Annotated in this window: 16 protein-coding genes; 5 read left to right on the forward strand and 11 right to left on the reverse strand. The window is 63.1% G+C overall.

Annotation, left to right across the window (positions count from 1 at the left end; translation table 11 throughout):
* Positions 1-7: 7 nt before the first annotated feature.
* From B208_RS0115010 to B208_RS0115020, 3 genes are all read right to left on the reverse strand, one after another.
* Positions 8-190 (reverse strand): DUF7556 family protein, encoded by a 183-nt coding sequence (locus B208_RS0115010; protein WP_007982026.1) that lies wholly within the window; start codon positions 188-190, stop codon positions 8-10.
* 89 nt (positions 191-279) lie between these two features.
* Entirely contained in the window at positions 280-480 is a 201-nt protein-coding gene (locus tag B208_RS0115015; RefSeq protein WP_232423811.1) for a hypothetical protein, read from the reverse strand.
* Between the two features lie 99 nt (positions 481-579).
* Positions 580-804 carry a DUF7835 family putative zinc beta-ribbon protein gene (locus tag B208_RS0115020; protein WP_007982022.1) on the reverse strand — a complete coding sequence of 75 codons (225 nt, stop codon included), beginning with the start codon at positions 802-804 and terminating at the stop codon, positions 580-582.
* 320 nt (positions 805-1,124) lie between these two features.
* Between B208_RS0115020 and B208_RS0115030 the strand changes: the two genes are divergently transcribed.
* On the forward strand, positions 1,125-2,114 hold the full coding sequence (locus B208_RS0115030) for a TackOD1 domain-containing metal-binding protein (protein ID WP_007982019.1): 990 nt from the start codon (positions 1,125-1,127) through the stop codon (positions 2,112-2,114).
* Positions 2,115-2,229: 115 nt separating this feature from the next.
* Here the strand turns inward: B208_RS0115030 and B208_RS0115035 are convergent, their stop codons facing one another.
* From B208_RS0115035 to B208_RS0115070, 7 genes are all read right to left on the reverse strand, one after another.
* On the reverse strand, positions 2,230-3,648 hold the full coding sequence (locus tag B208_RS0115035; RefSeq protein WP_018128955.1) for an autotransporter outer membrane beta-barrel domain-containing protein: 1,419 nt from the start codon (positions 3,646-3,648) through the stop codon (positions 2,230-2,232).
* Between the two features lie 113 nt (positions 3,649-3,761).
* Positions 3,762-4,421 carry a helix-turn-helix domain-containing protein gene (locus B208_RS0115040; RefSeq protein ID WP_232423812.1) on the reverse strand — a complete coding sequence of 220 codons (660 nt, stop codon included), beginning with the start codon at positions 4,419-4,421 and terminating at the stop codon, positions 3,762-3,764.
* Between the two features lie 107 nt (positions 4,422-4,528).
* Positions 4,529-4,930, reverse strand: coding sequence for a DUF6114 domain-containing protein (locus B208_RS0115045; protein WP_232423813.1), 402 nt, complete (start codon positions 4,928-4,930; stop codon positions 4,529-4,531).
* Between the two features lie 29 nt (positions 4,931-4,959).
* A complete protein-coding gene (locus B208_RS0115050; protein ID WP_018128956.1) occupies positions 4,960-5,562 on the reverse strand; it encodes a DUF6230 family protein in 603 nt (200 codons plus the stop codon).
* Between the two features lie 570 nt (positions 5,563-6,132).
* Positions 6,133-7,434 (reverse strand): malate synthase AceB, encoded by a 1,302-nt coding sequence (gene aceB / locus B208_RS0115060; RefSeq protein ID WP_007982012.1) that lies wholly within the window; start codon positions 7,432-7,434, stop codon positions 6,133-6,135.
* Between the two features lies 1 nt (position 7,435).
* On the reverse strand, positions 7,436-8,500 hold the full coding sequence (gene aceA, locus B208_RS0115065) for an isocitrate lyase (protein ID WP_007982011.1): 1,065 nt from the start codon (positions 8,498-8,500) through the stop codon (positions 7,436-7,438).
* A complete protein-coding gene (locus B208_RS0115070; RefSeq protein WP_007982010.1) occupies positions 8,497-8,796 on the reverse strand; it encodes a hypothetical protein in 300 nt (99 codons plus the stop codon). Before B208_RS0115070 ends, aceA begins: the two co-directional genes overlap by 4 nt.
* 344 nt (positions 8,797-9,140) lie before the next feature.
* Here B208_RS0115070 and B208_RS0115075 point away from each other — a divergent pair, with 344 nt between their 5' ends.
* From B208_RS0115075 to B208_RS0115085, 3 genes are read left to right on the forward strand one after another with little or no spacing between them, the layout of a single operon-like run.
* Positions 9,141-9,497 (forward strand): hypothetical protein, encoded by a 357-nt coding sequence (locus B208_RS0115075; protein WP_232423814.1) that lies wholly within the window; start codon positions 9,141-9,143, stop codon positions 9,495-9,497.
* 39 nt (positions 9,498-9,536) lie between these two features.
* Positions 9,537-10,358 carry a hypothetical protein gene (locus tag B208_RS0115080; protein ID WP_007982008.1) on the forward strand — a complete coding sequence of 274 codons (822 nt, stop codon included), beginning with the start codon at positions 9,537-9,539 and terminating at the stop codon, positions 10,356-10,358.
* Positions 10,359-10,409: 51 nt separating this feature from the next.
* Positions 10,410-11,669 (forward strand): WD40/YVTN/BNR-like repeat-containing protein, encoded by a 1,260-nt coding sequence (locus B208_RS0115085; RefSeq protein WP_007982006.1) that lies wholly within the window; start codon positions 10,410-10,412, stop codon positions 11,667-11,669.
* 9 nt (positions 11,670-11,678) lie between these two features.
* Here B208_RS0115085 and B208_RS0115090 read toward each other — a convergent pair whose 3' ends face one another.
* Complete coding sequence (locus B208_RS0115090) at positions 11,679-12,902, reverse strand: MFS transporter (protein WP_007982004.1); 1,224 nt, start codon at positions 12,900-12,902, stop codon at positions 11,679-11,681.
* 143 nt (positions 12,903-13,045) lie between these two features.
* Here B208_RS0115090 and B208_RS0115095 point away from each other — a divergent pair, with 143 nt between their 5' ends.
* Positions 13,046-13,357 (forward strand): hypothetical protein, encoded by a 312-nt coding sequence (locus B208_RS0115095; RefSeq protein ID WP_007982002.1) that lies wholly within the window; start codon positions 13,046-13,048, stop codon positions 13,355-13,357.
* Positions 13,358-13,423: the final 66 nt, after the last annotated feature.

Here is a 13,423-nt window from a genome sequence, read left to right on the forward strand (position 1 = left end):
CGGCCGTCTATCGCCACTCGGTCAGCACTGCCGTGTCCGTACTGTCCGTTGCAATCCACGCGTCGTCCCGCGTGATGTCCGCGATGATGGCCCGGTTCGGACACCGTTCGTCGGGCGTCTCGTCTATCGCGAAGACGATTTCGGGTGCGTCCGTTCCGTCGCGCCGTCTGCCGAGTGCTGAGTGCGTCATGGTGGTTGGTTTCGTTCGTTCGGTTGTCGATGTTCCTCGTCAGTTGCTTCGAAGGTCAGTATAAAAGCCGTTCTGACCACACTGTCGAATCACCGCGGCTCGAAGTCGTCCGGGTCGAATCGATACTCGCCGTCCGGGTGGGTCGGTGTCGGTCGCCGGGTCGAGAGTTCGGGGGCGAACATCCAGACCAAGACGAGAATCCCGATGAATGCCGGAAGGACGGTGAAAAAGGGGACCGTCTCTCCGAGCCATCGAACTCCCTCCCAGAAGTCCATAAGTGTGAGTGTCACTCCCATACGTCGTTCGGCTGATACCTAGAACTGCTATGGCATAACGGTACCGATTTTTCATCCAAAACAAACCCTACAGGTTCGCCGGTCTCCTCGTCGTCACCCTCGCCGCCCTGTGACGTTGTTCATCCGCGTCGCCGTCGTCTTCCCGCATCCGGTGCACGTACTCACCCGGTACGGTTCACGCGAAAACACCGCGTTGTCGCTGTCCCCGTTCTCGGTTCGAATCTCGATTTTCACCTCGTGAGGCGTTTGCCGCCCGCACTCCGGGCACGATTCCACGATGTCGGTCACGAACCCGTCTCCGGATTTCGTCTCCGTCATGGTGACGCCACCTCCGGGTCGGTTCGCCGCATCGAATGCTGTGGCGGTCCGTACCGCGTCTCCTTGGTGGACGGTTCGTTCGTCGCTTCGGTATCGAGCTGAAGTGTGGTTTTCATCTGTTTTCCCCTCCATCTCCGCCCCTTCGGTCACGGGTCGCTCGTCGGTGAGCTACTACATACCACTGGAGGGAGTAAAAAGGAGGTTCTGACCACCGTATCAAAACGTCGCGTGTAAATCGTCACGGAATCCTCTCGATAATTACAAAAGTATAGTTATGGTTTGGGGGATGATTAAATAGATGGCTATTGTTATGATTGGTCATGGCTTCACCGGGAACAGTCCGACTGCTGGCCGCCCTCCGGGAGGGGTCACTCGACGAGGTTCGACCGATACTCGACATCGAGACGGGGTTGGTGACGTACCCCGATGCGACCGAATATCTCGACGACAGCGACGGTCAAACCTTCGAAGTGCTGGAAACGCTGGCCGAACGAGACCTTCTCCACCGCGAGTTTCAGGAAAAACAGTACATCTGCCCCCGCTGCGAGGCGAAGGGGATGCAGTACACCACGGCCTGTCCGTCGTGTGAATCGCCACAGACGATTCGGACGGACAGATACCGACACCCCGACTGCGGTTACGAGGGGATGCGCGAGCAGTTCGTCGGCGACGACGCCATCGTCTGTCCGAACTGCGACACCGAACTGGAGTCGTTGAAACACCTCGAAGCGAACGCCGCGCACGTCTGCGAGGACTGTGACGAGGTGTTCGAGACGCCGAAACACCGGCTTCGATGCCGGGACTGCTTCTACGTCTCCGACCCGCTGCATACCATCGAACGGGTGCTGTATCGCTACTTCCTGAGCGAGGGCGGTGCCCACTGGATCGACGAGCAACTGACCGCCCGGCAGTCGGTCGCCGAGGCGTTCGAGGAACGACAGCTCCGCACCGAAATCGATACCGTCGTCACCGACGGCGCGGGAGAGGAGGTACCGGTTCACGTCTACGCGCGCGACGACCTGCTCAACGACCGGGTCATCGCGGCGATTCACGAACGCCCGGACGAGAACGATATCGCCGCCCTGACGTCGCTCGCGGCGGACGTCGGCGCGCGTGCGACACTCGTCACCACGTCCGGGGAAATCGTCGGCGAACGCGCCGGGAGCCTCCTCTCGGACGACGGCCTGACGGTACTTCGGTTGACGAACGACGACGCCCTGAAACGCGAGTACGAGGTCGTCGCCGACGAGCGCGGCAGCAATTCCTTCGTCGGTCGGCTCGCCGACATCTTCAAACCACAGAACGGGTAATCGCCGGACGTCCGGACATTTTCGACGACGTTAAAGCAACGATGGGCGCTCACCGAGCGCGCCGTCCCCCGAAGCGTCGCGGTCAGAACGCCGTCATCGACCGAACGTCGGGCCGCTACAACAGCGACCCATCGTCCGAGCCGTCGGTTCCGTTCGTCGCTCCCGTCGTGACGGTGCCCGTGTCAGTTGCGTTGCCGACGATTCCACCGACGGTAGTCGAGGCGTTTTGGACGAGTCCGGTCGTGGTATTCGCCGCGTCGTCGGCGATGGCGGTCGTATTACTGACCGCCGTCGTGACGCCGCCCGTCGTGTTCTCGGCACTGTCGTCGAGTACCTCGGTCGTCTCGTTCACGTCGGTCGTCGTCTCGTTTACTCCGTCCGTGATCATTCCCGTGGTGTCGTCCGCCATCCCCGTGGTTTGGTCGATGCCGTCGGTGGCTTCGTGGGTCGTGTTATCGACCGCATTCGTCGTCTCGTTTACTCCATCCGTGACCGTATCCGAGCTTCCAGCCACCTGTTCCGTCGCGTCGTCGATACCGTCAGTGACCGAATCCGTGGTCTCGTCAACCCCGTTCGTGACTGAATTCGACGCGTTATCGACCGTATCCGTCCCGTCATCGACTCCGTTCGAGACGTTCTCGGCCGTGTCGTCCACCGCATCCGTGACGTCATCCACGCCGTCCGTGACGTCGCGTGTCGTGTCGTTTACGGTGTCCGTCCCCCCGCCCACGCCGTCGGTCGTGTTATCGACCGTATCCGTTCCCTCGTCCACCGCATCCGTGACGTTCCCCGTGGTGTCGTTCAGGTGATCCGTGAGGTCGTCCGATGCGTCCTTTGCTCCGTCCGTGACGGTATCGACTCCATCCCCGGCCCGCTTCGTGGAGTTCCCGAGGTCGTCCGTTCGGTTATCGACGTCTCCGCTCTCGTCCGCGGTGTCGTTCACCACGTCCCCGACGTCTCGCGGTCTGTCGCCGACGTCGGGTCCGCCCGACCGATTCTCGTCTCCGACCGGACCATCGGCCGGAGTCGGTGTCGCGCCGCTGTCGTCGCCTCCATCGTTCGTCGTGTTCCCTCCCAACTGGTCGCGGAACCGATCGCCGATGCGCTTCGGGACGCGGAACGATATCGAATCGGCCGTCGCCCGTTCGAAACGCATCTCGGCCCCTTGGAGCATCGTCTTTTTCAACACCGCGTCGTGAAACGTCAACCGAACGCCCGCGCCGTCGTCCGTGGATTTCACCCCGATACAAATCCTCTCGGCGTGCATCCGAGCGATATCGACGGAGAGTGCACCGTCGCTCGTTCCCCCGTCGAGGGCCCCGGACATCGCCTCCTCGACGTGGAGGTTTCGAGCGTTCTGACCGAATGCGGGAAACGTCGTGTTCCGGAACGTAACGTCCCTGAAGCAGTGTGTCGCACCCGGCTGCGTCTGCTGTTCTGGTATTCCCGGTCGTTCATGCCGTGTCGCTGCTGTCGGCGCGGTCGAGGCGACCACGAGACAGAAGGCGACGGCGAGGATGACTCGATGTTCCATCGAATATCACTGTCGATTGTGGTTATCTCTACCATACCGTTTCAGCCGCATATTTATTCCCGCCGTAATACACGGTTATTTATATGCCGTCGCGTCTGCGACGGACGTCACTCTCACCGTCCGAAAAGGGTGGAAAAGAGGTGCGCTTCGGCCTTTCGAAGGTGTTCGTCCACGGTGCTCGGTGCACATTCCAGTCGTTCCGCGATGTCCGCGTGAGTGGCCTGTCGCGGTATCTGATAGTACCCGTGTTTGACGGCGGTTTCGAGCACTTCGCGCTGTCGGTCAGTCAGTCCGGAGAACAGGTGGTCGGAGTCCGGTGCGTACTCTCCGGTCTGTTCGACGCGAATGTCGATTCGCTGCGGTAGTTCGCGGAACGCTCGCTGTATCATCTCCTGCGTCCCGACGACGGTTGCGAGGATGTCTCCGGAGTCGGTGTACGTGAGCGGCGTGTCGATGATGAGCGCGTACTTCTCGACGACGTACATGAGCGTCCCCGCCGGTTCACCGGCTTCGACGTAGATGTAGATATGGAACGATCCGTCGTGGACGTCGAGGATATCGTAGGCCAACACGGATTCGTGTGCGTCCAAATCCTCCACGAGTCCGTCCGAGTTCCCCCGAAGTCGATAGAGGAGGACGCCGCCGCCGTTGAAGATGGAATTAACGTGGAGGAGTTGGTCCCGCGTCACGTCGGCCCGCGCCGCGATGACATCTCCGACCGGATGGATGCCCTGACCGTCGAGCACTAATTTGAGCGTTAGAAATCTCATCATCCGATTCTAACACGCACTCATCTCCCGAATATACATAATTATTTATCTATTAAACGGTGTCCGGTGTTCGATAGCACGGCGAAAACGGACGGTCGGACTCCCCGATGTCACGCTCCTGTTGCCGCCTCGTCCGTGTCGAGGTCCGGTCGTTCCCACGCGACACAGAGGGCACCGCCGACCGTTCCGAGCAGCATTCCCACGCCGAATCCGCCGAGCGCCCCGAAAATCGATGCGACCGACAGCAGTATTCCCGCGGCACCGAAGAACTCGGCTAACTCCGGGCGCAGAAGGGCGAAGACGCCACAGAGGAAGACGAAGACGGCGAACACCAATCCCGCGAACATGAACGTACTCGGAACGAGCGCGAAGGTCATGGCCAGCTGTGCCGGGATGATGCCGATGACGAGTCCGGCGAGGATGACGAGGAGCGCTCCCCAGAACGGTCGTTCGTGTCGCCACGACGCGAAGTTCGAGCGGTACGATGTGAGCTGTGATGTGTGTGTGGACATGTCGTGTTCCTCCAATCGTTCGGTTCAGTTTACGCTCCTGCCGCACACTGGCTCGTCGGGAAACTCGTCTCGTTCTCGGGGTTCACGACCGTCTTGACGTGCGCTCCGGAGAGCGTGATACTCCGCAGGAACTGACTTTGTGCTCGTATCTCCCCGTCGTCGATGACGATGGTGGGCGCCGAGAGCGAGAACGAACTCTTCACGGTACCCGGTTCGGACGTCGTCTTCTGGCTCTTCATCTTGAGGTTCCCCCGTAGATAGGTGAACTTCTGGGTCATTCCCGAGAACTTCACCGCCTTATCGGAACTGATCATGAGACGGATGGTGTTGCCACCGCCGGGCATCCCATCGGGAACTTCGACGTCCTTGTACATCTTCAGTCCCGTTATCTCCCCTTTGTCGATCTGTGCGACCGCCGACGGATACGTCCCGCATTCGCTTGAGTTCTCCAGCGACGCGTACTGTGTGAACCCTTGACCCTGTAACTGGTCGAACGTCACCGTGAATCCGCCCACTCCGGCCGTGGGCACCGCGATGGCGACGCCACCTGCCATGACCGCGCCGACGGTTCCGGCTTGAAGCACCAATGCCGCGACGATCACGATAGCAAACTTTCTGGTATTGATTGCCATACACATACCAACGATCATTTATTACATTAAGGATTGGCGCGGTTTTACCCGGGAATATACAAGGGGGATGATTTTAAATCAATAAATTTACTATGAAAGAGAGGTGTAATTCAAAATTATATTACTTATGGTGTCGGACAGATACCGCGGTTCGGTACCGTTCCCGGAGGCGGAAACGGACCGTCTCCCGTTGGTCATCCGTGTCTCGTCGCGGCTTTCGCACCGCGCTGTCCGTCGTCCGTTCAGTCGTAACGCGTGAGAAAAAGAGCGCTTTCGTCTCGTTTCGGTACCTACGGGTTCACGCGACCTACATCGGTTCGATGGAACAGCCGTGGTCGGTTTCGTCGACGTGCGACTCAGCCCGCGATTCCGCGCCGATGCGTGATGGGTGGAAACCGATCTGTCCGCAGGATTCACACTGTATTCTGTACATGGGTTCCGATTGCCTCGTCGTTTTCTTCACTATTAATAATTACTATTGTGGCATCGTCTGCGATGCCGTCCGTTCGTCCGCGAAGAGGTGTGATTCGAGTCGCTCCGTCTCCCGTCTGGTCGTCTACTTCCGCTCCGTCATCCGACGTTCATCGCGCGTTCGACCACGTTCTCGCCGTACAGTTCCGCCAGCGCCTCGCGCTGGTCCGGGCGGTTCTCGTACACGTCTTGGAACAGGGAGACGGGCGTCATCGCGGCCTGATAGGTCGCTTCGTCCCACATCCTGTCCTTGCTGATGTCGATTTCGATGCCGTCGATGACTATCGTCGCCGACTGCGTCATCGAAATCGCGCCCGTCCCCGCTTCCTTGGCCGCTTCGAACTCCTCCATCGAATCCACGATGTCGTCCATGCTCGGGACGTACTCGGTCATGTCGAGCAGTTCCTCGCGCAACTCGTCTTCGCCGAGGTCGCGCTCGTCGCCGCCGACCCGGAGGCTGTAGCCCGTCTCGGTTTCGTCCAGTCCGATCCTCTCGCCGTCGTAGAACTGGGTGCCGTCTTCCGATTCGAGTTCCGTCGTGCCGTCGCCCGTGTCGAGCAGCCAGCGGCCGGTCTCCGGCGGGAGCGGAGCCTTGTTCGCCTCGACGACTTGCCCGGGGGTGAGCGACCAGATGCCTATCATCCCCTTGGCCCGGTTGTCCTCCATCCGCTCGTTGTACCCCTCCACGTCCCGGATGTCGTCGTACGGCCCATCGACGGCGATGAGACCGGCGGCGCTCGCGCCGCGGGACGTGTTGTGGCGCAGTTCCGCCCACGGGGGCAGACCGCCGGTGGGCGTCATCGCGCGCATGTCCTTGGTGTAGTCCACCTCGCCGTCCACGAGCAAGAACAGGCGTTCGAGGTTGTTGTCGGGCTTGCCCATCTCCTCGCGGAGGTCGCCCATCGCCAGTTCCGCCGCCGCACTCTCGACGATGACCGACATTGCGAGGCTGCCCTCTTCGAGACCGTACTCGTTCTCGACGATGGTGATGAACTCGTCCGCCTTCTTCCAGTCGTCGATGCCGCCGACCTCGGGAATCACGAACCCGTCGATGTGTTCGATGGCTCCTTTTTCGGGGTCCGCGATTTGAAGCAGGTGCTGAAAGCACCGATACCGTGTCCCGGGGCTGTCCCGATGCCAGACGATGCGGGGGTGGATTTCGCCGGGGAAGTCGGCCCCGTGTTCGGACACCACTTCGACGATGTTGTCGGCACCCTCGTCGCGCATCGACGGGGCCGTCGCGTCCTCGTTGTCGGGCACCCACACGTCCGGTGCTTGCATGCCGCGGAGCTGGGCCGCGCTCCGGATCATCTTGGCGGAGTCGTCCTCGCCCTCCACCGCCGTCGGCGAGGTGAAGAACGTCCGCACGAACTCGCGGTCGTGTCGTCGTTGCGTGCTCATATCAGTCGTCTCCTTGCTCGGAGGCGACCATCTCTTCGTCCTCCTCCGAGTTAGAAGTAATGGGGTTCGACTCGTCCTCGGAGAACCCTTCCGACTCCTCGATGCGCTCGCGGGCCTCGGGGTCGAACTGCGTCTCGATGTCCTGATACCGGCTCACGAACGAGAGCTCGTGGTGCGATTCGGTCGGGTGGTCGAGGTAGCGGCCTTCGAGGTCGAACTGCGCGCGTTCGTCGTCTTCGGCGAGGCGTTCGAAGTCCTCGTAAACGCTGTGTGCGCCGGAGTGGAGCGCGAACAGCGTGATGAAGATGTACTTGTAGCCGAGGTTGCCCAGTTCCTCGAAGGTGAGCGGGTCTTCCTCCTCCGACCACGCGAACGACGAGGAGTAGTTGAACGCGAGCTTCAGGTCGGGGTGCGTCTCGTGGATGGTTTCGGCGTACTCCACCGCGTCCTCCCGACTCGGGTCCGGCATCTCGGGCCAGACGATATCGACGCCCGCGTCGGCGTAGATGCGGCCGCGTTCGAGGTGTTCCTCCCAGTCGCCGTTGGCGGAGCCGTAGGCGTCGGTTCGGGCGATGATGACGGTATCGTCGGACTGCTTCGCGTCCACCGCGGCCTTGAAGCGCGAGCGGGCCTTCTCCCGGGAGACGATCTGCTTTCCGGCGATGTGGCCACACCGCTTCGGCGACGTCTGGTCCTCGATGTGGACCGCGGCCACGCCCGCCTTCTCGTACTCGCGGACGGCGCGGCGGACGTTGTGGATGCCGCCGTACCCCGTATCACAGTCCGCGACGACGGGGAGGTTGCAGGATTCCACGATGCGCTTTGCGTTCTCGACCATCTCGGTCATCGTCACCATCTCCAGGTCCGGGAAACCGAACTGGCCGAGCACCGTGGAGTAGCCGCTCATGTACGCGGCGTCCAGTCCGGCCATCTCCGCCAGTCGCGCGTCGAGGGCGTGGTAGAGGCCGGGTGCGAAGACGTAGTTCTGGGAGTTCAGCATCTCGCGGAACTCCTTTCCAGCGCGGTTCTCGATGTCTCTCGTGGTCGTGTCGGTATCGGATATCATTGGTTATCCTGTAGGGTAGCTTCGATTCGGTCGAGTTGCGTTCGGAGGGTCCTGAGTTCCCGTTCGAGTTCGGACGGGAACTCCGTTCGCGGGCGGTCGGAGGGCGTTCGGGCGGCGGTCGGTCCGTCGTCAGTTCGCCGCTCGTCGGTCCACCGGTCGTCCGTCGTCCGGCGGTCGGTCGTCTGGCGGTCGATGGTCGGTCGGTCCGTCGTCGGTCGGTCGCGTCCCGTCGTCCCGATGAACGGGACGAGCGGGGCTTCTTCTTCCGTGCGGTCGTAGCGAGTTCGGTCTGTCATATAGGTCGTATTGTCAGTCGATCTGTCGTCGGTGACGTTTTGCGAGTGGTTCCGGTGCGTGCCGAGGAGCGTGCTGCGTGTACTGACATTTGTTTCACCGCATCCACTCCGACAACAGTATCGGGCATAAACATTATGATTTATAATGATAATATTCTTTAATGCCATTCATCTCTCCAGTGGCGGTTAAGGAGATATAATTGTCGTTCGGTATCATCCCACACGGCGGCTCGCGCTCGCTCCGGCTTCCTCCCACTCGTCCCTACTTTCCCGCGTTCGTTTCGGTTTCCCGAGTGCTTATCTTCGCTCGTCCCCGAGTTCAGGTATGAAACGAGGGTGGGAACGTGCGAAATAGGGGTTTCGGACGATGGCGACTCCTGCGTATCCTGTTGCTGTTGATGTTCCTTTCTGCCGGACGCGGTATTTTCGGCGGAAAGAAACTTCAAGACGTGCCCTACGTTCCCGGAACGGACAACGGTCTGGTGCTCGTCGCGCTCGTCGGGGCCATCGTCGTCATCGGCGGCGTCCTCGCGTTCCGCGCGGGAGTGCTTCCGGGAACGTCGTCTTCGTCGTCGGAAACCGAGGTTCACCCCCCGGAGGGCGGATACAACTGTCGGTACTGCGGTCGGAACTTGGAACGGTACCGCAACCGCTGTCCCTACTGTGAGACGCGGGACCCGGTCGGCAACGAGGACTGGTAGCCGCCGCGACCGGCGGACGCGGTGGCGAGCGGAGCGCGTGTGACGTATTCCGGGGTGTCGCCGAGCGCGGGACGAGACGCGTCGCTGGGCCGTGGCGATTATCCGGTCGCCGCCCGATACTACCACCTCATGCAGCGAAGGCGATTTCTCGCCCGAATGGGTGCGGCGGTGGGTGGTATCGGCGCGGTCGTGGGAACCGAAATGAATGGCGTCGTCGGTGGCGCACAACGTCGCGGGCCGTACCGGGAACCGGTCGTCACGTCGCCCGCGATTCGGCGGTGGACCCTCGAAGAGAAACGAACCGACAGGACCGTGATTCGGGCCGGGGGACGGTCGTTCGGCGACGCCTACACGAGCACGCTCATTTACAAGGATGCACGGCTGGCGTCGGGTCTCGATAGATACGTCCGCGGGAACTTCGAGGGAATCGTCGGCGCGTTCATGGCGACCCGCGTCACGTTCGACTCCCCGCTCTCGATTCTCGCGCAACCGTCGCTGGTGACGGGCATCGCAAAGGAGCGCTTCGAACGGAACCTTCGACGCCTCGGATTCTCGGACATCCGCGAGCGTCCCCCTTCCGAACGCGAGACGACGGCGGAACAGGCCGTCGCCGAGTACGAGGCCGACTACGATGCGAGCGAGTACATCGAGCGCCCGAACTCGCCCGCGTACCGTCTTCCGTCGGTCACGCCGGACGGACGCGTGAAGACGATACTGTACCTCGAAGTACTGAAACCGGGCGAGACGCTGCTGTTCACGGCGGGAATCAGGCCGACGGACGAACTACTCCGAGTGGTTTTCGACCGCGACGGCGACGCCTACCGCGCGGAACTCCTCCGGTTGATGCACGACGTGAAGTGACCCGACCGCTCGGCGAAAAGCCTCAACACCGTGGGGTACGATACCCGAGCGATGGTCGATTCGACACGCTCGGAGCGTCGCTTCGTTCCCTTCTTTCGGCGCTACACGAAGACGTGGATTCACGCGGTCGCGACGGCGGGACTGACCGCGTTCGGGACGCTGACGTTCGTCAATCGGGCGTTCGCCGTCGTCGCGCTCGGCATCTACGTCCTCCCGCCGGTCGTCCTCTACCTTCGCGGCGCGAATCCGGGAGAAAGGGGGTCGAACGCCACGAAAACGGGCGTTACCGAGGCCGACCCCCGCGGCGATTCAGGGACTTCGCCCCCCGACAGAAACGACGCAATCAGGGGCAGTAACGCCGAATCGGAAACGGTCGATGACGCTAAATCCGAGTCGGACGGCGACGCCCCAACTCGCTCGTGGACGGTCGCGGAAACGCCGACGGACGGGACCCTGTTCGATACCGTCGTCGCCGAGGGTGCCGCCTACACCGTCGGCGAGAACGGCGTCGTCCTCCGAAGCGAGGGCGACGAAGGCGACAGGAACGACTGGCGAATCGCCCTCGAAGACGGGCCGGGAGCGAACGCGGCCGACCTTCGCGGCGTCGATGCGACGACCGACGGGCGGGCCGTCTGGGTCGCCGGGGACGGCGGCGCACTCGGGCGGTTCGACGTCGCGGAGGGCCGACACACCGACCACTCCGCTCCGGCGGACGTGACCGACAACTGGACGGCCGTCGCGGTCGGCGGAACGACGGACGACGAAACGGTACTGCTCGCGAACGGCTCCGGACAGGTCCTCCGCGGGCGGTATCGAGACGGCGACCTCGCGTGGGACACTCCGGTCAAGCCGGGGAGCGGCTCCAGCCTGTGCGCGGCGACGATGGTCGGTGCGTCCGTCGGCGTCCTCTGTGACACGAACGACGGCGTGTTCGAGACGGACGACGGCGGCGAGACGTTCGGTCGAATCGGCATCGACGGCGTGGACGGGACCCTGACCGACGTGACGGCGACCGGCGGCGGTCGCCGGTACGTGACGACCGACGACGGGATTTGTTACCGCGGTGACGACGGAACGTGGACGCCGACCAGACTCGGCGACGAGGGAATTCGGGCCGTTTCGGCGGCGGACGGGGCGGTCGCCGCGTGCGGGGAGACGGGCGTCGTCTACGAACGAGCGGACGGCGAGTGGGACCGAACCCTCACGCCCGCCAACGGGACGCTTCACGGCATCGCGGTCACACCGTCCCGGTCGGTCGCGGTCGGCGCGGGCGGAACCGTCGTCGAGCGGCGGACCGACGCGACCACGTGAGGCGCTTCGTCAGTCGCCGCGAAGCGTCAGAAATCCACCGACCCCGGCGACGAACGCCAGCCCCGCCCCCAACAGGAACGTCGGCGACCACCCGAATCGGAGGACGAGGAGGCTCGTCCCCACCCCGCCGTAGATACCGCCCCACAGCTTCGCCGTGAGCATCACCGCGTAGTTCTCCGAGGAGTACTCCTCGCCGTAGTACTCGCCGACGAGTCCGGGGAGGATGGAGAACGACGGACTCCTGAAGAACATCGTGACCCCGGCGAGCGCGACGAAAGCCCACTGTGCTCCCACCCCACCCGCCGCGACCATCGCGGCGAGGGCGATACCGCAACAGACCAGCGACCCGGTGAGAGTGCGCACGCGGCCCAACCGGTCCGACGCGGTGCCGACGACGATGACGCCGGACGCCTGCCCGAGCGCGACGAGTGCTGCGGCGGTCGTCGCCGCGGCCGCCGAGAGGCCGAAGTGCGCCGCGTACACCACGACCTTCTCGACGAGCAACAGCCCGACGCCGTTGACGACGGCGAACACGACGTACAGGACCCAGAACCGACGCGTTCGAACCATCGTCCGCCACGTGACGTCGGGTCCCGACGGTGATGACCCGTCCGGCGACGAATCGCCCGCCGACTCGTCGGACCCATCGTCCGTCGAATCCCGCTCGTCCGGGTCGTGAACGACGAGCGCGGCGGTCACCGCCGTCACGCCGGATGCCACGCCCAACGCGAGCAACGTCGCGGAGAAGTCGGTCTCGACGCTCCGCTTGACGACCGGGATGAGCAGGAAACTCGTCCCGCTGAACGCCATGCTCACCGCGCCGGTCGCCATTCCGCGGCGCGAGACGAACCACCGCGAGGGAGTGTTGATGGCGACGTCGTACGCGATTCCCACACCCGCGCCGCCGAGCGCGAACCAGAGGAAGAGCGCCGGAAGCGTCGGGTCGAAGGCGGCCCCGACGAAGCCGGAGAACAGCAACACCGCGGCCGCGAAGAACGGAATCCGCGGGCCGTACCGGTCGCGGGTCCATCCCGCGGGAAACGCCGTGAGCGTCTGTGCGACCACCATCACCGAGAATATCGTTCCCAGCGCCGTCCCGGATGCCGTCGCCTGCGCGCCCAGCGCGCCGCGGATGGCGGGCCACGAGAACTGGTACGTTCCGGCGGTGCCGGCGGTTCCGACCGCGGCGGCGACGTACAACCAGCGGGACGAACGCGAACGGCCATCGGTCATGCGGGTAGTGGCGAATCGATACGTCACCCACTCAAGTATAGCCAGCGACGGACTGGTCGAACGGCCGTCGTGTCCATCGGCGGTCGTGTCCCCCGTTCGCCGTCGGATTACAGAGCTAAGGTCGTCGAGTGCCAACGCACTACATGGCTCTCGAAATAGTCTTTCGGGTGTTCGTCGCGGGCGTGCTGGTCGTCGCGCCCACGCTCCTGTTTCTCGGCCTGTGGCGGGGGTTGATGGCGCTTCGTAACGACGACCTCGTGAACCGAACCATGAACGGCGAGTACGGCCCGATTCCCGAGTCGCCGATTGCAGCCGCGATGTTCGGGTTCGGCGGCGGCGGGCGTTCTCGATTGACCAGTTCGACACACGGCGGACAGGTCCGCTGTCGGCAATGCGACGCCGTGAACCCCGAGTACGCGGATTACTGCGGAAACTGTCTGGACAGACTCGGTTGAGGTCGGTTGCGGGGGATGCGTTTCGGTCGGTCCGCGATGGGTCGGTCCGCGGCGGGTCGTTCGAGA

This window comes from Haladaptatus paucihalophilus DX253, assembly GCF_000376445.1.
GTDB lineage: Archaea > Halobacteriota > Halobacteria > Halobacteriales > Haladaptataceae > Haladaptatus > Haladaptatus paucihalophilus.